This is a genomic window from Pseudomonas sp. R38(2017), assembly GCF_002112395.1.
Lineage (GTDB): Bacteria > Pseudomonadota > Gammaproteobacteria > Pseudomonadales > Pseudomonadaceae > Aquipseudomonas.
This window is the reverse complement of the sequence record NZ_NEHN01000006.1, coordinates 128,243-149,346: the sequence shown is the minus strand read 5'-3', so window position 1 is coordinate 149,346 and position 21,104 is coordinate 128,243. Positions and strand designations below refer to the sequence as shown.

Genomic DNA, 21,104 nt, shown 5'->3' with positions numbered 1-21,104 from the left:
CGTTCCCGCGCCGGGCGCGGGAACGATCACTCTAACGGGAGACCACCATGCCGCGTTTCGCAGCCAACCTGTCCATGCTGTTCACCGAACAGGATTTCCTTGCCCGTTTCGACGCCGCCGCCAAGGCGGGCTTCAGCGGTGTCGAGTACCTGTTCCCGTACGATTTCAGCTCTGCCGAAATCAAGGCCAAACTCGACGCCAACGGTCTGACCCAAGTGCTGTTCAACCTGCCAGCGGGTGACTGGGCCAAGGGCGAGCGCGGTATCGCGTGCCTGCCGGACCGGGTCGAAGAGTTCCGCGCCGGGGTCGATCTGGCCATCGCCTACGCACAGGTGCTGGGCAACACCCAGGTCAACTGCCTGGCCGGTATCCGTCCGCAGGGCGTGGACGATGCCACCGTTGAAAAGACCTTCGTCGCCAACCTCAAGTACGCCGCCGACAAGCTGCAAGCCGTCGGTATCAAACTGGTGATGGAAGCGATCAACACCCGCGACATTCCGGGCTTCTACCTGAACAACACGGCGCAGGCCCTGTCGATTCGCGAGCAGGTCGGCAGCGCCAATCTGTTCCTGCAATACGACATCTATCACATGCAAATCATGGAAGGCGATCTGGCCCGCACCCTGCAATCGCACCTGGGCGAGATCAACCATGTGCAGTTGGCCGACAACCCGGGCCGCAACGAGCCGGGCACTGGCGAGATCAACTATCGCTTCCTGTTCGAACACCTGGATCGCATCGGTTATCAGGGCTGGGTCGGCTGCGAGTACAAACCGCTGACCACCACTGAAGCGGGCCTCGGCTGGCTGAAGACCCACAACGCGATCTGACCCCCTATTTGCTTGAGCAAGACAAAAACAAGAGGAATTTCTCATGGCTAAAATCGGATTTATCGGCACCGGCATCATGGGCCACCCAATGGCTTCGAACCTGCAGAAAGCCGGTCACAGCCTGTTCCTGTCGGCACACCACGACGCCGCTCCTGCCGATCTGGTCGCCGCTGGCGCCGTCGCCCTGGCCAACCCGAAAGAAGTGGCCCAGGAAGCTGAATTCATCATCGTCATGGTGCCGGATACCCCGCAGGTCGACGACGTGCTGTTCCGCACCGACGGCGTCGCTGCCGGCATTGGCAAAGGCAAGGTCGTGATCGACATGAGCTCGATCTCGCCAACCGCCACCAAGGCTTTCGCCGCGAAGATCAACGAAAAAGGCGCGCAATACCTCGACGCTCCAGTGTCCGGTGGTGAAGTCGGTGCCAAGGCTGCGACCCTGAGCATCATGGTCGGCGGCGACGCCGATGCCTTCGAACGCGCACTGCCGCTGTTCCAGGCCATGGGCAAGAACATCACCCTGGTCGGCGGCAATGGCGACGGTCAGACCGCCAAGGTGGCGAACCAGATCATCGTTGCCCTGAACATTCAGGCCGTCGCCGAAGCCCTGCTGTTCGCTTCGAAAAACGGTGCCGATCCGGCCAAGGTGCGTGAAGCACTGATGGGCGGTTTCGCCTCCTCGAAGATCCTCGAAGTGCACGGCGAGCGCATGATCAAGGGCACCTTCGATCCGGGCTTCCGCATCAGCCTGCACCAGAAGGACCTGAACCTGGCCCTGCAAGGCGCCAAGGAGCTGAACATCAACCTGCCGAACACCGCCAACGCCCAGCAGGTGTTCAGCACCTGCGCGGCCATCGGCGGCAGCAACTGGGACCACTCGGCGCTGATCAAGGGCCTGGAACACATGGCCAACTTCTCGATTCGCGACAAGAAGTAAGCCCTGCCCCGCCCCCGGTGTGGAAGCAGCCCTGCTTCCACACTGGACCGAGTTGCCCTTCCAATAACAAGAATTCCGGGAGCCCGCCATGTCGGTCGATCCGCAACAACTGCTGCGCGAGCTGTTTGCCACAGCCATCGACGCGGCCCATCCGTACCAGGTCCTCGAAGCCCATCTGCCAGCCGACCGCACAGGTCGCGTGATCGTCATCGGCGCCGGCAAGGCTGCCGCTGCCATGGCGCAAGTGGTCGAGCGCTGCTGGGAAGGCGAAGTCTCGGGCCTTGTGGTGACCCGCTACGGTCACGGCGCCCCGTGCGAAAAAATCGAAGTGGTCGAAGCCGCGCATCCGGTCCCGGACGCTGCCGGTCTGGCCGTGGCCAAACGCGTGCTGGAACTGGTCAGCAACCTGACCGAAGACGACCGCGTGATCTTCCTGTTGTCCGGCGGCGGCTCTGCCCTGCTGGCGCTGCCGGCCGAAGGCATCACCCTGGCCGACAAACAGTCGATCAACAAAGCCCTGCTCAAATCCGGCGCGACCATCGGCGAGATGAACTGCGTGCGCAAGCACCTCTCGGCGATCAAGGGCGGACGCCTGGGCAAGGCTTGCTGGCCGGCGACTGTTTATACCTACGCGATTTCCGATGTACCGGGCGACCTCGCCACGGTCATCGCCTCCGGCCCGACCGTGGCCGACCCGAGCACCAGCGCCGAAGCACTGGCGATCATCAAGCGCTACGGTATCGAGATCCCGGCTTCCGTGCGTACCTGGCTGCAAAGCCCGGAATCGGAAACCGTCAAACCCGGCGATCCGAGCCTGGCCCGCAGTCACTTCCAGCTGATCGCCCGCCCTCAGCAATCGCTGGATGCGGCGGCAGTGAAATGCCGTCAGGCCGGTTTCAGCACGCTGATCCTCGGCGACCTGGAAGGCGAATCCCGGGAAGTGGCGAAAGTCCACGCCGGTATCGCGCGCCAGATCATTCATCACGGCCAGCCACTGGCGGCACCGTGCGTGATTCTCTCCGGCGGCGAAACCACCGTGACCGTGCGCGGCAATGGCCGTGGCGGACGCAACGCCGAATTCCTCCTCAGCCTCACCGACAGCCTCAAGGGCCAGCCCGGCGTCTATGCGCTGGCCGGTGACACCGACGGCATCGACGGCTCGGAAGACAACGCCGGCGCGATCATGACCCCGGACAGCTACGCCCGCGCCGCCGCCCTTGGGCTGAGCGCCAGCGACGAGCTGGATAACAACAACGGCTACGGCTACTTCGCGGCGCTCGATGCGCTGATCGTCACCGAGCCGACCCGCACCAACGTCAACGACTTCCGCGCCATTCTGATCCTCGAGAGTTCCAAATCATGACGCCTGACAAAAAGGTCAAAATCCTCGCCACCCTCGGGCCTGCCGTCGACGGCATCGAAGACATCCGCGAGCTGGTCGAGGCCGGAGTCAATATCTTCCGCCTCAACTTCAGCCACGGCGATCACGCCGACCACGCCAAGCGCTATCAGTGGATCCGCGAAGTCGAGCGCCAGCTCAACTATCCGCTCGGCATCCTGATGGACCTGCAAGGGCCGAAACTGCGGGTCGGCAAGTTCGCTGACGGCAAGGTTCAGTTGCATCGCGGTCAGGCCTTCCGCCTCGATCTGGACGCGACACCGGGCGACGAACGCCGGGTGAATCTGCCGCATCCGGAGATCATCGCGGCGCTGGAAGCCGGGATGGACCTGCTGCTCGATGACGGCAAACTGCGGCTGCGGGTCGTTACCAAATACAGCGATGCGATCGACACCACCGTGCTCAACGGCGGCGAGCTGTCGGACCGCAAAGGCGTGAACGTGCCGCAAGCGGTACTCGATCTGAGCCCGCTGACCACCAAGGATCGCCGCGACCTGAGCTTCGGCCTGGAGCTGGGTGTGGACTGGGTGGCGCTGTCGTTCGTGCAGCGTCCGCAAGACATCATCGAGGCCCGCGAGCTGATCGGCGACAAGGCGTTCCTGATGGCGAAAATCGAGAAGCCGTCGGCCGTCGAGCAACTGCGCGAGATCGCCGAACTGAGCGACGCGATCATGGTGGCTCGTGGTGACCTCGGCGTGGAAGTGCCGGCCGAAAGCGTGCCGCAGATCCAGAAAAACATCATCACCACCTGCCGTCAGCTCGGCAAACCGGTGGTGGTGGCGACGCAGATGCTCGAGTCGATGCGTTTCTCCCCGGCGCCGACCCGCGCTGAAGTCACCGACGTCGCCAACGCCGTGGCCGAAGGCGCCGATGCGGTGATGCTGTCGGCAGAAACCGCGTCCGGCGAATACCCGCTGGAAGCCGTGCAGATGATGAGCAAGATCATTCGCCAGGTGGAGAACGGTCCGGATTACCAGACCCAACTCGACGTCAGCCGGCCGAAAGCCGAAGCGACCGTGTCCGATGCGATCAGCTGTGCGATTCGCCGCATCAGCAACGTGCTGCCGGTGGCGGTGCTGGTCAACTACAGCGAGTCCGGCGCATCGAGTTTGCGTGCGGCGCGGGAGCGGCCGAAAGCGCCGATCCTCAACCTGACGCCGAACCTGCAGACCGCCCGCCGGCTGAGCGTGGCGTGGGGCATTCATTCGGTGGTCAATGATCGCCTGCGTCAGGTGGATGAAGTGTGCTCGACCGCGCTGGAAATCGCTCAGGCTCAAGGAATGGCCGAGCGTGGCGATACGTTGCTGATCACCGCGGGTGTGCCGTTTGGCCAGCCGGGATCGACTAATTCGCTGCGGATCGAAACATTGATTTAAGCAACACCTGTGTGGCGAGGGAGCGTGCTCCCGTCGCTCGGCATGACGGTTTCCACAAGAGACACCACATTCGCCGGGCATGAGCTCCCTCGCCACAGCTTCAAGCAAGACCTTTTGATTTTCCAACTGCCCAGATTCTCCAGACATGCCTGCCAACCATTTCAACACCCACTGCCCCGACTGGGCCGAGGCTTTGCTCAACGGTTTCAGTCAAATCTTCCTCCAGCGTCATCCGCTGTGTGGCCTGCTGTGCCTTTTGGCCATTTTATTCACCGCGCCGGTGCTGTTCGCCGGCGCGCTGCTCGGCGCGGTCGCCGGTTTGCTCACTGCGCAACGGCGCAACTACGCCAAGGCTGACCGCCAGGCCGGACTGTTCAGCTACAACGGCGTGCTGGTCGGCCTGTTGTTGAGCCTGTATTTCCCCTGGTCGCCGATGCTGCCACCGCTGATTCTGGCGGCCGGTGGCCTGAGCGCGATGATCACGCAGCAGTGGCTCAAACGCGCACGCCTCACCGAGTACCTGCCCGCCTACACTGCGCCGTTCGTATTGTTGAGCTGGGTGTTCCTGTGTTTCGCCGAGCCTTCGACACCGGTGCCGGCGCTTGAGCTGAACACCCTGAACCTGCTCGCTGCCGCCCTGAAAGGATTCGGTCAGGTGATGTTCCTCGACCATCCGTTGGCCGGTGGATTGATCGCCGCCGGGTTGCTGATCGCTGATCGCCGGGCGTTTGCCTGGGCGCTATTGGCATCGGCGATTGGCCTCGGTTCCAGCCTGTTGCACCACGAAAGCCAGATAGCGCTGCTGGGGCTGGGTGGCTACAACGCCGTGCTCGCCGCCCTCGCCTTCAGCGCCCAGCGCCAGCAACCGTGGCTGCCGCTGTTCGGCATTGGTCTGGCGCTGCTGCTGACGCCTCTGTTCAGTGCCATCGGTCTTGCGACCCTCACGGCACCGTTCATTCTCGCCTGCTGGCTGCTGCGCACCGGCATTCGCCTGATGCGCCAAGCGGAGATCAACGCCGCGCCTTGCACTAACGGGGAGAATCAACCTAGGCTGCGCTGATTGACGGCCAAGGCGATGTGCATGAACGGTAACAACACGTGGCGTGATCGCCTGTACGTGATCATTTTCCAGACCGATACGGTGGCTGGCCGCCGTTTCGACAAGACTTTGCTGCTGATCATCTTCGCCAGTCTGGTGACCGTGATCCTCGACAGCATCGATGAAGTTCACCAGAACTACGCCAATGTGCTGGCGTACATCGAATGGGGCTTCACGGTCATCTTCCTCGGCGAGTACCTGCTGCGCCTGTATTGCTCGCCCAAGCCGTTGCGCTACGCCTTCAGTTTCTATGGGCTGGTTGACCTGCTGGCGATCGTGCCGGGCATCCTCGCGTTGTATTACAGCGATGCCCAATACCTGCTGATCATCCGGGTGATCCGGATGCTGCGTATCTTCCGGGTACTCAAGCTCGGGCCGTACTTGAAACAGGCGCATTACCTGCTCGATGCCTTGCGCGGCAGCAAGCAGAAAATCCTCGTGTTTCTCCTCAGCGTCTGCACCCTGGTCACGGTGTTCGGCACCTTGATGTACGTAGTCGAAGGCCCGGAGCACGGCTTCACCAGTATTCCCAAAGGCATCTATTGGGCTATCGTGACCCTGACCACCGTGGGCTATGGCGACATCGTGCCGAGGACCATTCTGGGCCAGGTGATTTCGTCGCTGGTGATGATCACCGGTTATTCGATCATCGCCGTGCCCACCGGGATTTTCACCGCCGAACTGGCCACGGCGATGCGCGGCGGTCAGTTGCAGCACGACTGCCCGGTGTGCAAGAAAAACAGCCACGAACACGACGCGTCGTTTTGCTCCCGTTGTGGCAATGCGCTGTTCAAGAAAATGGAATAAGCAAAGTTCTTTTTAATCTTTAAGCGACTATGCGCGCCCCGCTATAGTCGCTGGCAAATGGCCTCATCTTTGTAAAAAAACACCCCTACAGAACAAGGAATGCGCAGTGAAAAAACTCTTTGGCGCCTCACTTCTCGCCGCGGGTCTCGCCTTCGGCAGCGTGGCTCAGGCCGCACCGACTCTGCTTAACGTTTCCTACGACGTGATGCGCGATTTCTACAAGGACTACAACGCTGCGTTCCAGAAACACTGGCAAGCCGAACACAAAGAGGACATCACCGTGCAGATGTCTTTCGGCGGCTCCAGCAAACAGGCGCGCTCGGTGATCGACGGCCTGCCGGCTGACGTCATTACCATGAACATGGCGACCGACATCAACGCCCTGGCCGACAACGGCAAACTGGTCCCGGAAAACTGGGTCACCCGTCTGCCGAACAACAGCGCACCATTCACCTCCGCGACCGTGTTTATCGTGCGCAAGGGCAACCCGAAAGCCCTGAAAGACTGGCCGGACCTGCTCAAGGACGGCGTGCAGGTGATCGTGCCAAACCCGAAAACCTCGGGCAACGGCCGCTATACCTATCTGTCCGCCTGGGGCTACGTGCTGAAAAACGGCGGTGACGAGAACAAGGCCAAAGACTTCGTCGGCAAGTTGTTCAAGCAAGCGCCAGTGCTGGACACCGGTGGCCGCGCCGCGACGACCACGTTCATGACCAACCAGATCGGCGACGTGCTGGTGACCTTCGAGAACGAAGCCGAAATGATCGCCCGCGAGTTCGGCCGCGACCAGTTCGAAGTCATCTACCCAAGCGTCTCCGCCGAAGCCGAGCCGCCTGTATCGGTGGTCGACAAAGTCGTCGAGAAGAAAGGCTCCCGCGCGGCGGCCGAAGAATACCTGAAGTACCTGTGGTCGCCGGAGGGCCAGGAAATCGCGGCCGCCAACTACCTGCGCCCACGTGACCCGGCGGTACTGGCCAAGTACACCGACCGCTTCCCGAAAGTCGACTTCCTGTCGGTCGAGAAAACCTTCGGCGATTGGCGCACCGTGCAGAAGACCCACTTCAACGATGGCGGGATCTTCGACCAGATCTACACCAACAAGTAAGACGTGAGCTGAAATGAAAAAGGCGACCTGAAGAGGTCGCCTTTTTTGTATGCGTTCACATGGGCGGTTTCACGCCATCCTTGCCGGCCGAGATCGATTGCGCAGTCAGCGTTCCGTCCGCACTCTGGGTCACGAAAGTGACGATCCTCACGCCAACCTTGAGCAGGTTGCGATCGCCCGGCGTCAGGTTGACGATTGGCACATCCTCCGGCACCAGGATCTTCTGCTGGCCGCCCTTGTAGTTGACGGTCAGCACCCGGCCGTTGCTCACCACCAGATCGCCGACGCTGCCATTGGTCATGCTGCTGTCCTTGGTCAGGTCGAACGGCCGGTGGCCATCGCCGCTGCCAGCCAACTCCGGAGGGAATACATGCACCTCCAGCGCTTTGAGCGTGCCATCCTCCTGAGGAATGGCTGCCGAGCCGATGTAGCTGCCGGGCTTGATGTCTTCGATATTGGCCAGGGTGACGGCGCGGACCTTGGTGTCCGGGGTCAACCGGACCACCACGTTTTCACCGCTGTTGACGTGAACCTTGAGCGAGTCGGGGCTGACCCCGGTGATTTCGCCGCGCACACCAATGCGCATCCCCGGGGCCTCACCGGCGTAGACGCTGCCGGCGCCAAGCACGCCGATCAATGCAAGAGTCATGGTGTGGCGAAACAGCTGACGAAACATCGCAATCCTCCGGTTGTTTTCAGGTGGAAATCCAATGACAACATAAGCACGCTATCGAACAAGATGTAAGTGAATGTATCATCACCCCTCCCCGGTCGGACGCAAGGTTCGCCGATGGATGACACCTCACCGGCTGGAATCTATTCCGCAACGGAATAACTGATATCGATCCAAGGCTTCTACCGCCGACCCGGTTCGTCCCTTAGTCTCACCGCATTCCTTTTCGCTGGATCGAGAAACCCTATGACCGCCACAACTCACGCAATGACCCGAGGCATGGTGCTGCTGTTCGCTTTCTGCTGCGGCGCCATCGTTGCCAACATCTACTACGCCCAGCCGATCATCGGCCTGATCGCGCCGGACATCGGCCTGACCGACACCATGGCCAGCTTCATCGTGTCGCTGACCCAGATCGGTTACGCACTGGGGCTGTTCTTCCTGGTGCCGCTGGCGGACCTGCTGGAAAACCGCCGTCTGATGATCATCACCACCGTGGTGGCGATTGCCAGTCTGCTGGGGGCGGCGTTTACCGATCAGCCCAATGTGTTCCTGATGATTTCGCTGCTGGTGGGCTTCAGCTCAGTGTCGGTGCAGATCCTGATTCCGCTGGCGGCGCATCTGGCGCCGGAGGAATCCCGTGGCCGTGTGGTCGGCGGAATCATGGGCGGTTTGTTACTGGGCATTCTGCTGGCGCGTCCGGTGTCGAGCGTCGTTGCCGACCATTTCGGCTGGCGGGCAATGTTCATGATCGCGGCGGCGTTGATGGCGGCAATCAGCATCGTGCTGGCACTGACCGTGCCCAAGCGCCAGCCGGATCACAGCGCTTCCTACGGCCAGTTGATCGGCTCGCTGTGGACGCTGCTGCGCCAGCAACCGGTGCTGCGTCAGCGGGCGTTCTACCAGGCCTGCATGTTCGCCACCTTCAGCTTGTTCTGGACCGCCGTGCCGCTGGAACTGGCGCGCAACCATGGCCTGTCCCAGAGTGAAATCGCGATCTTTGCCCTGGTCGGCGCCATCGGTGCGATTGCCGCCCCGATCAGCGGACGCCTGGCCGACGCCGGCCACACCCGCGTCGCCTCTCTGCTGGCCATGCTGTTCGCCAGCCTGAGTTTCCTGCCGGCCTTCATTCACCCGGCCTACAGCGTGATCGGCCTGGCCGTGACCGGCGTGGTGCTCGACTTCTGTGTGCAGATGAACATGGTGCTCGGCCAGCGCGCGGTCTACTCCCTCGACGCCAAAAGCCGCGGTCGCCTCAATGCGCTGTACATGACCAGCATCTTCGTCGGTGGCGCCTTCGGTTCGTCGGTGGCCAGTGCGGTGTACGAGCATGGCGGCTGGCTGTGGATCGTGATTGTTGGCAGTGCGTTTCCGCTGCTGGCGCTGGTGCGGTTTTTGAGTGTTTCGCAAAAGTCGGCGCTTGTGACGGCATAAGATCCGTAACGACTGTGATGGACTCATCACAGTCGTAATCCCCCTCAACAACACTTGCACGGGACCGCCGATGGACCGCCTCGCCGCCATGGAAACCTTTGTCTACGTCGTGGAAACCGGCTCGTTTTCCGCCGCCGCCCGGCGGCTGAATATCGGTCAGCCGGCCGTGTCGAAAACCATCGCCCAACTCGAAACCCGCCTCGGCGTACGCTTGCTGTTGCGTTCGACCCGAGGCCTGACGCCGACCGAGGCCGGGCTGGCCTTTTTCGAGCGGGCCAGGCGTGCGCTCGAAGAAGCCGACGAGGCCGACAACGCCGCTCGCGGCACCGCCAGCGGCCTGAGTGGCAACCTGCGCATCAGCACCGCCGTCACCTTCGGCCGGATGCATGTGGTTCCACACCTGGGGCCGTTCCTCGATCAGCACCCACAACTCAATGTCGATCTGCTGCTCGACGACCAGAACATCAACCTTGTGGAAGAAGGGATCGACGTCGCCCTGCGCCTGGGCCCGCTCAGCGACTCCGGCCTGACCGTGCGCAAGATTGCCGAATGCCGTCGCGTTGTGCTGGGCACGCCGGCCTACTTCGCCAGCCACGGTGAACCCACCGGCCCTGCCGATCTGACCCGACACCACGCCGTTATCTACAACCGTGGCGGTGGTGCGACCTGGCATTTCAACAAGGATGGCGAAGAACAGTCTGTGGCCGTCAATGGCCGCCTGCGCGTCAGCGCCGCCGAAGGGTTGCGTGAGGCGGTGCTGGCCCATCAAGGTCTGGGGCTGGGCTCGGAGTGGATGTTCGCACCGGAACTGGCCAGTGGCGTTGTTAAGGCTGTCCTGAGCGATTGGGTTTTGCCGAAGCAGGAGCTGTGGGCGGTGTTTCCGACGGGCAGGATGGCCAGCGCCAAGGCGCGGGCGTTTGTTGAGTATGTGCAGGGGTTGTTGGTGCGAGCGCTGTAAAAAACCAGACAGCAAAACGGCGATCCAAAGATCGCCGTTTTTCATTACTCCCCGAACTGCTTGCCCAGTCCCGCCGGCACGCCGTGGATGTTGGTTTCTTCCCACGGTCCGTTCGGGCTGATCGAGCGGCTCCAGCCGTTGTTCCAGCGGTAGTAGGTGCGCTGGCGGTAGAAGGTGTTGGGCTGGTCATCCAGTACGTACACGCCCAGTTTCTGATCCCAGTGGCTGTTGCCTCCCGGTGGCGGGGCGAAGCTTGCCGAGGTGCGGGGGGCGGATTTCGAGGGTTTGGCCGGAATGCCCGGTTTGCCCGGCGTCGGACTGGTGGACGGTGTCGGGCTGGGTTGTGACGGCGGTATCGGCGGGAGCCTTGTGGTCGACTCGGGTCGTTGCACCGCACATGCGCTCAAGCCCAGGGCCAGTGTGAGGACTGTGATTCGGGCGATGGCGTTCATGGCAGTGCTTTCCTGTTGGTTCCGGCTATTTGTCCGGGCTGTCGATGGTGAGTTTTTGTGGCGCGGTGGTGCTGCTGGCCAGAGGCCCGCTGCGACCTACCCACTCACCGGCGGTTGGCTGACCGGCACGGGAGACGCGCGCAACCAGTTGGACTTCAGGAAAGTTCGACAGTTTCAACTGCGGCATCATTGCATCGGCATCGCCCAGCTCGACGGTCACCGGCAGGTCGGCGACGGTCAGACGCTTGGCCGCCAGCGGTGCTGGAGGGCCAGATACTGCACGGGCGAAGATGAACACACTGTCACCCGGTTGCACCTTGCCCTTGAGCTCGCTGGCCAGATCGACGCTGACCTTGAGCAGCGCGGTTTTCGCCGCCGGAGCCTGGGCGACCTTACCGCCGCTGGCCTCAAGTTTTTCAGTAGCGCGGGCGATGCCGCCCTGCAGGGCTTCGCGGGATTTGTCATTCGCTGGCAGTTGCTCCAGCAGACGGTTCCAATAATCGATGGCTTGCTGATAGCGCTCGCCTTCGAACGCGGCGATCCCCAACAGGCCGAGGCTGGTGACTTCTTTCGGATCAGCCTTCAGTGCTTCGTCAGTCAGGGCCTGAATCTTGTCCGACCACTTCTTGCCATCGGCGAAGTACTGCGCCTGCGCCCACTGGCCGAGCAGTTCCGGCTGACGACCGGCCAGGTTGGCGGCGCGTTCGAACATCTTCGCCGCGTCCGCCGGACGATCCTGAGCCATGTAAGTACGACCGAGGAAGTACAGGCCTTCGGCGGAATCCGGTTGCGCGGCTACGGCGCGTTCCAGACGTTGGGTCATCTCTTCCATCGACTGCGGTGCCTGGGCGAATTCCCGGGTCAGTTCGACTTTGTCGGCGGCACCGAAATGCATATAGAGACCGAGGCCCAACACCGGCACCAGCACGGCTGCCAGCAATGGCAGTGGCTTGCCCAAACGCGAAACCCGCGCCGGCGCCGCACCTTCGGTGTCGGCCAGCAGTTCCCGCGCCGCTTCGGCACGGCCGCTGTCCATTTGCGCAGCGTCGAGAACGCCTTCGGCCTGCTGCGATTGCAACTCGGCGACACGCTCCTGATACAGCGCGACGTTCAGGGCAGTCCGATCCTCTTCACGCTGGGCGCGACGCTCACGCAGAACGGGGATCAGCAGAAAACTCAGGGCGACCAAAAGCAACAGCCCTGCGGCAAGCCAGAAATCAATCATTCTTGGTTTTTATCCAACAGTTGGTCGAGGCGCTGACGCTCTTCAGGGGACAGCGATTGCGGAGTCTCGGCGCGTTGCCCGCGACGGCGGCGGACGATCACGGCGATGACGACAAAACCGCCGAGCAGCAATCCCGCCGGGCCAAACCACAGCAGCGCAGTCTTGGCATTCAACGCCGGTTTGTAGCGGACGAAATCACCGTAGCGATCGACCATGAAGTCAATGATCTGCTGATTGTCCTTACCCTCGCCGAGCATGCGGAAAATCTCTTTGCGCAGGTCGGCGGCAATCGGCGCGTTGGAGTCGGCTATGTCCTGGTTCTGGCATTTGGGGCAGCGCAGTTCCTTGGTCAGCTCGCGGAAACGCTCGCGATCACCTTCTTTGGCGAACTCGTAGGTGTCGATGGCGGCGTGAGCTACACCGGCCAGACTCAAGCCCAACACCATGGCGGCTAAAAAACGCTTCATGGCTTGGCCTCGTCGACCAGCGCCTGATACTTGGCCGCCAGTTTTTCCCGCCAGACCTGCTCGTCAATCACGCCGACGTACTTGTCGCGGATGATGCCCTTGGCGTCGATGAAGAAGGTTTCCGGCGCGCCGTAGACACCGAGGTTCAGGCCCAGGGAGCCTTCGTCGTCGCGGATGTCCAGTTGATACGGATTGTGGAACTCGGCCAGCCACTTCAACGCATCGGCGTTGGTGTCCTTGTAGTTGATGCCGTAGATCACCACGCCACGCTCGGCGAGTTTGTTCAGCACCGGGTGCTCGACCCGGCAGGAAATGCACCAGGTGCCCCAGACGTTGACCAGTGCCGGTTTGCCGAGAATGTCAGCCTTGGTCAGGGTCTTGTCGCCCTGCACGGCCGGCAGGGAAAACTCCGGGAACGGTTTGTTGATCATCGCCGACGGTAGCTCCGCCGGATCCAGGTACAGACCGCGATAAAGGAATACGGCCACCAGCAGGAAAATCGCCAACGGCACCAGCATCAACCAACGTCTCATGCAGCGGCTCCTTCCATGCCCAGCGCTTCACGCACCTTGGCTTTGACCTTGACCCGGTAACGCCGGTCCAGCGCTGCCAGCATTCCGCCCAGACCGGTCAGCAGACCGCCGAACCAGATCCAGCGCACAAACGGTTTGACGTGCACCCGCACTGCCCAGGCGCCGTCGCCCAGTGGTTCACCCAAAGCAACGTAAAGGTCGCGGGTGAAACCGGCGTCGATCCCGGCTTCGGTCATCATCGAGCTCTGCACCGTGTACAGGCGTTTTTCCGGGTGTAGCACGCTGATTTCGCGGCCATCGCGGATCACCCGGATGGTGCCTTTGTCAGAGGTGAAGTTCGGGCCTTCAAAATGCTTGGCGCCTTCGAACACGAACTGGTAACCGGCCAGTTCCATCGACTCGCCCGGCGCCAGACGCAGGTCGCGCTCGGCACTGTTCTGACTCGACAACACCACGCCCAGGGCGCACACAGCGATACCGATGTGGGCCAGTTGCATGCCCCAGTAGCTACGAGTCAGGGTCGGCAGGCCTTTGATCAGGCCTTTGTGCCGGGTCTTGTCGAAGATGTCACGCACACCGGCCAGCAACACCCAGGCTGCGAGCAGGAAGGTTGCAATCACAGCCCAGTTGAAATCGCCGTAGGCGACACCGGCAACGACTGCCAGTGCAACACTGCCCAGCAGCACCGGGGTCAGCATGTTGGCCAGCCATTTCACCGGCGTGTCTTTCCAGCGCACGATCACACCGACCGCCATCACCACCATCAACAGCGCCATCAACGGAATGAACAGCGCGTTGAAGTACGGCGGGCCGACCGACAGTTTGGCGCCGCTGATCGCATCAAGAATCAGCGGATACAGCGTGCCGAGCAGGATCATCGACGCGGCCACCACCAGTACCAGGTTGTTGCCCAGCAGCAGCGTTTCCCGCGACCACAGGTTAAAACCGACCTGGCTCTTGACCACAGGTGCACGCAGCGCAAACAGGGTCAGCGAACCGCCGACCACGAACAGCAGGAAGATCAGAATGAACACACCACGCTCGGGATCCGAAGCAAACGCGTGCACCGACGTCAGTACACCGGAGCGTACGAGGAACGTCCCGAGCAGACTCAAGGAGAATGCGGCAATCGCCAGCAACACCGTCCAGCTCTTGAACACGCCACGTTTCTCGGTGACCGCCAGCGAGTGAATCAGCGCCGTGCCCACCAGCCAAGGCATGAAGGAGGCGTTTTCCACCGGGTCCCAGAACCACCAGCCGCCCCAGCCGAGTTCGTAGTAAGCCCACCACGAACCGAGGGTGATGCCGATGCCGAGGAAAGCCCAGGCAACGATGGTCCACGGACGTGACCAGCGCGCCCACGCGGCATCGAGACGACCACCGAGCAGTGCAGCGATGGCGAACGCGAAGGCCACGGAGAAACCGACATAACCCATGTACAGCATCGGCGGATGCACGATCAGGCCGATGTCTTGCAGCAACGGATTGAGATCACGACCGTCGGCCGGGATCTGCGGCAGGATCCGCGAAAACGGGTTTGACGTCAGGATCAGGAACAACAGGAAACCCGTGCTGATCATGCCCATCACCGCCAGCACGCGAGCAAGCATGACTTGCGGCAACTGCCGGGAGAACACCGAGACCGCAAAAGTCCAGCCACCAAGGATCAACGCCCACAGCAGCAGCGAACCTTCGTGGGCGCCCCACACGGCGCTGAATTTGTAGTACCAAGGCAGCGCGCTGTTGGAGTTCATCGCGACGTAGGCCACGGAGAAGTCGTCGGTCATGAACGCGTAGGTCAGAACGCCGAAGGCAAACAGCAAAAATGCGAACTGCCCCCACGCCGCCGGTTGGGCGAGGCCCATCCACAGACGGTCGCCGCGCCAGGCACCGAGCAACGGCACCACGGCCTGCACCAGCGCGAAACACAGCGCCAGGATCATGGCCAGATGGCCAAGCTCGGGAATGAAAATGGTGGACGTCATCGATCAACCCTCCTTCGCTTGGGTCGGCGCGGATTGACCGCTGTCCTTCAGGGCCTTGGTCACTTCCGGCGGCATGTATTTTTCGTCGTGCTTGGCCAGCACTTCATCGGCGACCACGACGCCATCGGCGTTGAGCTTGCCCAGTGCGACGATGCCCTGCCCTTCGCGGAACAGGTCCGGCAGGATGCCGCGATAGGTGATGGTCACGGACTTGTTGAAGTCGGTGACCACGAATTTGACGTCCAGGGAATCCGGGGAGCGTTGCAGCGAACCTTTCTCGACCATGCCGCCAGCGCGGATGCGGGTGTCCTGCGGCGCTTCGCCGTTGGCGATCTGGGTCGGGGTGTAAAACAGATTGATGTTCTGCTGCAGGGCGCTCAGGGCCAGGCCGACGGCAGCGCCGACCCCGACCAGAATCGCCAGAATGATGATCAGACGCTTTTTGCGCAGCGGATTCACTTGCCGTTCTCCCGGCGCAGACGACGCGCCTCTTGTTGCAGATAACGCTTGCGGGCCGCGATCGGCGCCGCCACGTTGAGGATCAGTACCGCCAGACAGATGCCGTAGGCCGACCAGACGTACAGGCCGTGATGGCCCATGGCGAGGAAGTCGCCGAATGACGCGAAACTCATCGAGCGGCCTCCAGGCTGTTCTGCACTTCTTCTTTGACCCAACTGGCGCGGGCTTCGCGCTTGAGCACTTCAAGACGCATGCGCAGCAACAGCACGGCGCCGAAGAAACAGTAGAAACCAAGCACCGTCAGCAGCAGCGGCAGCCACATTTCGGCGGGCATCGCCGGTTTTTCGGTCAGGGTAAAGGTCGCGCCCTGGTGCAGGGTGTTCCACCACTCCACCGAGTATTTGATGATCGGGATGTTGATCACGCCGACGATGGCCAGCACCGCGCAGGCCTTCGCGGCGCTGTCGCGGTTGCTGATGGCGTTGCCCAGGGCGATCACGCCGAAGTACAGGAACAGCAGAATCAACATCGAGGTCAGCCGCGCGTCCCAGACCCACCACGAACCCCAGGTCGGCTTGCCCCAGATCGCCCCGGTGACCAGCGCCACGGCGGTCATCCAGGCACCGATCGGTGCGGCGCATTGCAGGGCGACGTCGGCCAGTTTCATCTTCCACACCAACCCGACCACGCCGCACACCGCCAACATCACGTAGATCGACTGGGCGAGCATCGCGGCGGGTACGTGGATGTAGATGATGCGAAAGCTGTTGCCTTGCTGATAGTCCGGCGGCGCGAAGGCCAGGCCCCAGACGACGCCGACAGCGATCAGCAGCAACGCTGCAATGCTCAGCCACGGCAGGAACTTGCTGCTGATGCCGTAGAACCACTTGGGCGAGCCGAGCTTGTGAAACCAGGTCCAGTTCATACTGTTTCCATCACGGGTGCCGCTCATCGGTGTGAGCAGTCTCAGGGTCTTTGCTGGTTAAATTTTAACCAGACCTCATTATTCGCCGACGCTGATCTTCAGGCCAGCAGCTATTGCAAAAGGTGTCAGGGTTATCGCCAGGGCGGTCAGGCTGCCAAGCCACAACAGATAACCGATCGCCGGCATGCCCTGCAACGCTGCCTGCAAGGCGCCACTGCCGAGGATCAACACCGGGATGTACAACGGTAGAATCAACAGCGCGAGCAACAGGCCGCCGCGTTTCAGACCGACCGTCAGCGCCGCACCCACCGCGCCGAGCAAGCTCAGCACTGGTGTACCCAGCAACAACGAAAGCAGCAATACCGGCAGACACGCAGCCGGCAACCCAAGCATCAACGCCAGTAACGGCGAGAGCAAAACCAGTGCCAGCCCGGAAAAAAGCCAGTGTGCCAGCACCTTGGCCAACACCAGAAGTGGCAGGGGGTGCGGCGAAAGGACCCACTGTTCAAGGGATCCGTCTTCGAAATCACTGCGGAAAAGCCCGTCCAGCGAGAGCAGGACCGACAAAAGCGCCGCCACCCAGACTAACCCCGGGGACAAGTTTTGCAATACTTGAGTTTCCGGTCCGACGGCCAGCGGGAACAGCGCGATGACGATGGCGAAGAAAATCAGCGGATTGGCCAGCTCCGCCGGGCGGCGGAACAGCAGTCGGGATTCACGGGCAACCAGCAGGCCGAACACACTCATACTGCCCACTTCCCCAGATCGATGTCGCGATAACCGGCCGGCATCCGGCTCAGCGTATGGTGCGTAGTCAACACCACCAGACCGCCGCGTTCGCAGTGATTGGCCAGGTGTTCTTCGAGTTGCGCCACGCCTTGTTTGTCCAGCGCGGTGAACGGCTCATCGAGGATCCACAGTGGCGGGCTGTCCAGATACAACCGCGCCAGCGCCACGCGGCGCTGCTGACCGGCGGACAGGCTGTGGCAGGGAACATCCTCGAAACCGCGCAATCCAACCGCCGCCAACGCCTGCCAGATCGCGTCGCGTCCGGCGGGTTGATGCAGGGCGCAGAGCCAGGCGAGGTTTTCTTCCGGGGTCAGCAGGTCCTTGATCCCGGCGGCATGACCGATCCACAGCAGGTTGCGCGCCAGTTCGCTGCGTTGCTCGGCCAGGGGTTGACCGTTGAGCAGCACCTGACCGTCGGTCGGTTGCATCAGGCCGGCCAGCAGGCGCAAGAGACTGGTCTTGCCGCTGCCGTTGGGACCGCTGATCTGCACCATATCGCCACTGGCCAGTCTCAATTCGAGATTCTCGAAGAGCAGTCTGAGATCGCGCTCACAGGCGAGGCCGACGGTTTGCAGGACAGGGCTGGTCAAGGGTTCACGGGCCTTATACGGTTCAAGTCGGCTCTGGGGCGGCCGTTAAAGAGTTGCAGCATAAATGCAATGACGGCTCAATCCAGAGAGCTGGGTCAAACAATTGCTATGTTTTTTGAACGAACGGAAGGACGGGCGGCATTATACATGGCGTCCCCTGCTCTCCCGAGTGCATTTTCCTCAGGTTGTGTCCGCGTATGACAGGCGAAATGAACATCCTCCCGCTCCCGCCCACCACCCCGGCGACCGCTCGCCCGCAGGTCGGTGAGCTGCTCAAGCTGTTGACGCCGATGGACGGGCTGATTGCCGCCGGCCAGAGCGCCAAGGCCGAGGTGTTGGCGCTGAAACCGGCGGACCAGGCCTTTCAGGTGCTGCTCAAGGTCACCCTCGACGGCGGCCGTCAGACCACGGTGCAGGCGACCAGTCCCCTGCCGCTGCCGCAAGGCACCAATCTGGCCGTCACCCAGCCGTCGGCGGGCAATCTGGCGGTTACCGTGCAACAGGCCATCGCCACGGCTGTCGCCACCCTCACCCGCATCGATACCGCGCAATTGCCGGTCGGTACGCTGCTGCAAGGCAAGGTGCTGACGAATCAGGCGTTGCCGCAGGTGCCGGGGCAACCGACGGTGTTCCGCTCGACGGTCAGCCTGCTCAACACCGTGTTGAGTGGCAGCACCCTGAGCCTCGACAGCCCGCAGCCATTACGCATTGGCACCCTGCTGTCAGCGCTGGTACAGGATTCCCAGACCCTGAAATTCTTGCCGTTGAGCAGTCGTCAGGAACAACTGGCGGTCAGTCAGCAACTGGTCAGCCAGCAAAGTCGCCAGGGTTCGCTGGATGGCTTGCTGAAAATGCTCCAGAGCCTGCCGCCCGCCGACGATCAGACCTCCAGTGATCTGCGCGCTGCCGTGGACCGGCTGCTGGCCAACCTGCCGGACGTCGGGCAACTGACCACCCCCAAAGGCCTGGCCCAGGCGCTGCTCAACAGCGGCGCGTTTCTCGAAGCCAAATTGCTGGCCGGGCAAAACCCGACGCTGAATCCGGATATGAAAGGCGATCTGCTCAAGCTGATCGCGCAACTCACCCCCGGCCTGCCCGGCAATACCAATCTCAACGCCATCATTGCCGCCAACACCCTGGCCCAGGCGATGCCGAGCTTCGTGCGCAACGCCCTCGGCATGCTCGGCCAGGTCAGCGCCAAACCGGTGCCGGGCAGTTTTCCGCTGCCGGACCGGCTGCTGCAAAGCCTGGAAGGTGAAGGCGATCTGGAACACTTGCTGCGCCTCGCCGCTGCAGCTGTTTCACGCCTGCAAAGCCATCAACTGTCGAGCCTGGAACAGACCGGCGTGACCGACGACGGGCGCCTGCTCAGCACCTGGCAACTGGAAATCCCGATGCGCAACATGCAGGATATCGTGCCGTTGCAGGTCAAGTTCCAGCGCGAAGAAGCGCCACAAGAAGAAAGACAGAACGACCGCCGTGACAGCGAACGCGAAACCAAACAGCAACTGTGGCGCGTCGATCTGGCGTTCGACATGGAACCGCTGGGACCGATGCAGATTCAGGCGCAACTCATCAGCGGCAGCCTGTCGAGCCAGCTATGGGCCGAACGGCCATACACTGCCGACCTGATCGAATCCAATCTCGCCGCATTGCGTCAGCGCTTGCTGGATCGCGGGCTCAACGTCGGCGATCTCGACTGCCACCTCGGTACTCCGCCGCAAGGCATCCAAACCCGTCTCGAACACCGCTGGGTCGACGAAACCGCATGAACGATTCCACCGCTCCACGCCAGGCCATCGCCCTCAAGTACGACGGCAGCCACGCTCCGACCCTCACCGCCAAGGGCGACGATGAACTGGCCGAGGAAATCCTGCGGATTGCCCGCGACTGTGAAGTGCCGATCTACGAAAACGCCGAGCTGGTGAAGTTGCTGGCGCGCATGGAACTGGGCGATAGCATCCCGCAGGAGCTGTACCTGACGATTGCCGAGATCATCGCGTTTGCCTGGAACCTCAAGGGCAAGTTCCCGCAAGGACATGACCCGGAGGCACCGATGGTCGAGAAGGACATCACCGACCGCGGCGACGATTACTGAAGGCAAAAAAAATCGCAATCATCGACTGCGATTTTTTGATGCCACTTGCCGCTCGAAGCTCGAAACGCTCAGCTGCTTCTATGCAGCTTGCGCATCAACTCCGCCTCAGCCTGGGTCAACCCGCAGGACTGAGTCAACTCATCAACGCTTGCGCCCATCCCGACCAGTTTCGCCGCTTGAGCGAATGACAGGCTGGAAGGATCGCGCTGTTCGAGCTGGGTGATCTTGTCAGGGATCGGACTGACGACCGCGCGCAGCTCGTGCAGGGCTTCGCCCATGCGCACGTTGCCGTTCTGGTAATCGTCGACGCGCTTGGCCAGGTCCTTGATGCGCTGGTCACGCAGCGCATCGCCCTGGGCCTGTTGCGCAGCGATCACGCGCTGCGCCTTGATGTACGCCAGAAACATCGCCAGCGTGCCTGCCCAGAACAGGAACAGGACAATGACCGCTACCTCGAGAATCAATCAGATATTCTCCAGTTCCGACCATTCTTCTTCGCTCATCATCTTGTCCAGCTCGACCAGGATGAGCAACTCGTTGTTCTTGTTGCACACGCCCTGGATGAACTTGGCCGACTCTTCGTTACCGACGTTCGGTGCGGTTTCGATTTCCGACTGACGCAGGTAAACCACTTCAGCCACGCTGTCGACCATGATGCCAACTACTTGTTTGTCGGCTTCGATGATGACGATACGGGTGTTGTCGCTGATCTCGCCGCTCATCAGGCCGAAGCGCTGACGGGTGTCGATCACGGTCACCACGTTGCCGCGCAGGTTGATGATGCCCAGCACATAGCTTGGTGCACCCGGAACCGGAGCGATCTCGGTGTAGCGCAGGACTTCCTGAACGCGCATCACGTTGATGCCATAGGTTTCGTTGTCCAGCTTGAAGGTCACCCATTGCAGGATCGGATCTTCGGAACCCTTTGCCGCAGTAGCCTTGTCGTTCATACCCTAGCCCCTC

The 21,104-nt window shown here is 61.9% G+C and carries 24 protein-coding genes; 11 read left to right on the top strand and 13 right to left on the bottom strand.

Going from position 1 to position 21,104, the window contains the following annotated elements; translation table 11 throughout:
• The first annotated feature begins 47 nt into the window (after window positions 1-47).
• The 7 genes from hyi to CAF87_RS16710 all read left to right on the top strand — a co-directional run bounded on the left by hyi (window position 48) and on the right by CAF87_RS16710 (window position 7,553).
• Complete coding sequence (gene hyi, locus CAF87_RS16740) at window positions 48-830, top strand: hydroxypyruvate isomerase (protein ID WP_085733713.1); 783 nt, start codon at window positions 48-50, stop codon at window positions 828-830.
• A gap of 43 nt (window positions 831-873) precedes the next feature.
• Window positions 874-1,767, top strand: a complete 894-nt coding sequence (locus tag CAF87_RS16735; RefSeq protein WP_085733714.1) for a 2-hydroxy-3-oxopropionate reductase — start codon at window positions 874-876, stop codon at window positions 1,765-1,767.
• An 88-nt stretch (window positions 1,768-1,855) separates the two neighbouring features.
• Entirely contained in the window at window positions 1,856-3,130 is a 1,275-nt protein-coding gene (locus CAF87_RS16730; RefSeq protein ID WP_085733715.1) for a glycerate kinase, read from the top strand.
• Complete coding sequence (gene pyk, locus CAF87_RS16725) at window positions 3,127-4,542, top strand: pyruvate kinase (RefSeq protein WP_085710519.1); 1,416 nt, start codon at window positions 3,127-3,129, stop codon at window positions 4,540-4,542. Before CAF87_RS16730 ends, pyk begins: the two co-directional genes overlap by 4 nt.
• 145 nt (window positions 4,543-4,687) lie before the next feature.
• Window positions 4,688-5,602, top strand: coding sequence for an urea transporter (locus tag CAF87_RS16720; RefSeq protein WP_085733716.1), 915 nt, complete (start codon window positions 4,688-4,690; stop codon window positions 5,600-5,602).
• A 21-nt stretch (window positions 5,603-5,623) separates the two neighbouring features.
• The gene (locus CAF87_RS16715) at window positions 5,624-6,448 is read left to right on the top strand and encodes an ion transporter (RefSeq protein WP_085733717.1); all 825 of its coding nucleotides are present in this window, start codon (window positions 5,624-5,626) and stop codon (window positions 6,446-6,448) included.
• A gap of 106 nt (window positions 6,449-6,554) precedes the next feature.
• On the top strand, window positions 6,555-7,553 hold the full coding sequence (locus tag CAF87_RS16710) for a sulfate ABC transporter substrate-binding protein (RefSeq protein ID WP_085733718.1): 999 nt from the start codon (window positions 6,555-6,557) through the stop codon (window positions 7,551-7,553).
• A gap of 55 nt (window positions 7,554-7,608) precedes the next feature.
• On the opposite strand, the gene CAF87_RS16705 is transcribed toward CAF87_RS16710, so the two are convergent.
• Window positions 7,609-8,229, bottom strand: a complete 621-nt coding sequence (locus CAF87_RS16705) for a DUF5666 domain-containing protein (protein WP_085733719.1) — start codon at window positions 8,227-8,229, stop codon at window positions 7,609-7,611.
• Between the two features lie 243 nt (window positions 8,230-8,472).
• Here CAF87_RS16705 and CAF87_RS16700 point away from each other — a divergent pair, with 243 nt between their 5' ends.
• On the top strand, window positions 8,473-9,660 hold the full coding sequence (locus tag CAF87_RS16700; RefSeq protein WP_085733720.1) for an MFS transporter: 1,188 nt from the start codon (window positions 8,473-8,475) through the stop codon (window positions 9,658-9,660).
• Window positions 9,661-9,730: 70 nt separating this feature from the next.
• Complete coding sequence (locus CAF87_RS16695; RefSeq protein WP_085733721.1) at window positions 9,731-10,618, top strand: LysR family transcriptional regulator; 888 nt, start codon at window positions 9,731-9,733, stop codon at window positions 10,616-10,618.
• Between the two features lie 44 nt (window positions 10,619-10,662).
• On the opposite strand, the gene CAF87_RS16690 is transcribed toward CAF87_RS16695, so the two are convergent.
• From CAF87_RS16690 to ccmA, 10 genes are all read right to left on the bottom strand, one after another.
• Complete coding sequence (locus CAF87_RS16690) at window positions 10,663-11,070, bottom strand: hypothetical protein (RefSeq protein ID WP_085733722.1); 408 nt, start codon at window positions 11,068-11,070, stop codon at window positions 10,663-10,665.
• Between the two features lie 25 nt (window positions 11,071-11,095).
• Window positions 11,096-12,295 carry a c-type cytochrome biogenesis protein CcmI gene (gene ccmI, locus CAF87_RS16685; RefSeq protein ID WP_085733723.1) on the bottom strand — a complete coding sequence of 400 codons (1,200 nt, stop codon included), beginning with the start codon at window positions 12,293-12,295 and terminating at the stop codon, window positions 11,096-11,098.
• Window positions 12,292-12,762: a cytochrome c-type biogenesis protein gene (locus CAF87_RS16680; RefSeq protein ID WP_011333089.1), complete on the bottom strand. Its 471-nt coding sequence runs from the start codon at window positions 12,760-12,762 to the stop codon at window positions 12,292-12,294. Before CAF87_RS16680 ends, ccmI begins: the two co-directional genes overlap by 4 nt.
• Complete coding sequence (locus tag CAF87_RS16675) at window positions 12,759-13,295, bottom strand: DsbE family thiol:disulfide interchange protein (protein ID WP_007959246.1); 537 nt, start codon at window positions 13,293-13,295, stop codon at window positions 12,759-12,761. Before CAF87_RS16675 ends, CAF87_RS16680 begins: the two co-directional genes overlap by 4 nt.
• Window positions 13,292-15,280 carry a heme lyase CcmF/NrfE family subunit gene (locus CAF87_RS16670; protein WP_085733724.1) on the bottom strand — a complete coding sequence of 663 codons (1,989 nt, stop codon included), beginning with the start codon at window positions 15,278-15,280 and terminating at the stop codon, window positions 13,292-13,294. The genes CAF87_RS16675 and CAF87_RS16670 overlap by 4 nt, the downstream gene beginning before the upstream one ends.
• Before the next feature lie 3 nt (window positions 15,281-15,283).
• Window positions 15,284-15,739, bottom strand: a complete 456-nt coding sequence (gene ccmE, locus CAF87_RS16665; RefSeq protein ID WP_065261104.1) for a cytochrome c maturation protein CcmE — start codon at window positions 15,737-15,739, stop codon at window positions 15,284-15,286.
• A complete protein-coding gene (gene ccmD / locus CAF87_RS16660; protein ID WP_011333085.1) occupies window positions 15,736-15,912 on the bottom strand; it encodes a heme exporter protein CcmD in 177 nt (58 codons plus the stop codon). The genes ccmE and ccmD overlap by 4 nt, the downstream gene beginning before the upstream one ends.
• Window positions 15,909-16,664 (bottom strand): heme ABC transporter permease, encoded by a 756-nt coding sequence (locus tag CAF87_RS16655; protein WP_085733725.1) that lies wholly within the window; start codon window positions 16,662-16,664, stop codon window positions 15,909-15,911. Before CAF87_RS16655 ends, ccmD begins: the two co-directional genes overlap by 4 nt.
• Window positions 16,665-16,742: 78 nt before the next feature.
• Window positions 16,743-17,411 (bottom strand): heme exporter protein CcmB, encoded by a 669-nt coding sequence (gene ccmB / locus CAF87_RS16650; RefSeq protein WP_007959235.1) that lies wholly within the window; start codon window positions 17,409-17,411, stop codon window positions 16,743-16,745.
• The gene (ccmA, locus tag CAF87_RS16645) at window positions 17,408-18,043 is read right to left on the bottom strand and encodes a cytochrome c biogenesis heme-transporting ATPase CcmA (RefSeq protein WP_085733726.1); all 636 of its coding nucleotides are present in this window, start codon (window positions 18,041-18,043) and stop codon (window positions 17,408-17,410) included. Before ccmA ends, ccmB begins: the two co-directional genes overlap by 4 nt.
• A gap of 197 nt (window positions 18,044-18,240) precedes the next feature.
• On the opposite strand from ccmA, the gene CAF87_RS16640 reads away from it, so the two are divergent.
• Window positions 18,241-19,815, top strand: coding sequence for a flagellar hook-length control protein FliK (locus CAF87_RS16640; protein ID WP_085733727.1), 1,575 nt, complete (start codon window positions 18,241-18,243; stop codon window positions 19,813-19,815).
• Entirely contained in the window at window positions 19,812-20,141 is a 330-nt protein-coding gene (locus CAF87_RS16635) for an EscU/YscU/HrcU family type III secretion system export apparatus switch protein (RefSeq protein ID WP_085733728.1), read from the top strand. Before CAF87_RS16640 ends, CAF87_RS16635 begins: the two co-directional genes overlap by 4 nt.
• A gap of 68 nt (window positions 20,142-20,209) precedes the next feature.
• Here the strand turns inward: CAF87_RS16635 and CAF87_RS16630 are convergent, their stop codons facing one another.
• Together CAF87_RS16630 and CAF87_RS16625 are read right to left on the bottom strand one after the other, a co-directional pair.
• Window positions 20,210-20,605 carry a DUF2802 domain-containing protein gene (locus CAF87_RS16630; protein ID WP_085710496.1) on the bottom strand — a complete coding sequence of 132 codons (396 nt, stop codon included), beginning with the start codon at window positions 20,603-20,605 and terminating at the stop codon, window positions 20,210-20,212.
• Complete coding sequence (locus tag CAF87_RS16625) at window positions 20,606-21,091, bottom strand: chemotaxis protein CheW (RefSeq protein WP_007959223.1); 486 nt, start codon at window positions 21,089-21,091, stop codon at window positions 20,606-20,608.
• Between the last annotated feature and the right edge of the window lie 13 nt (window positions 21,092-21,104).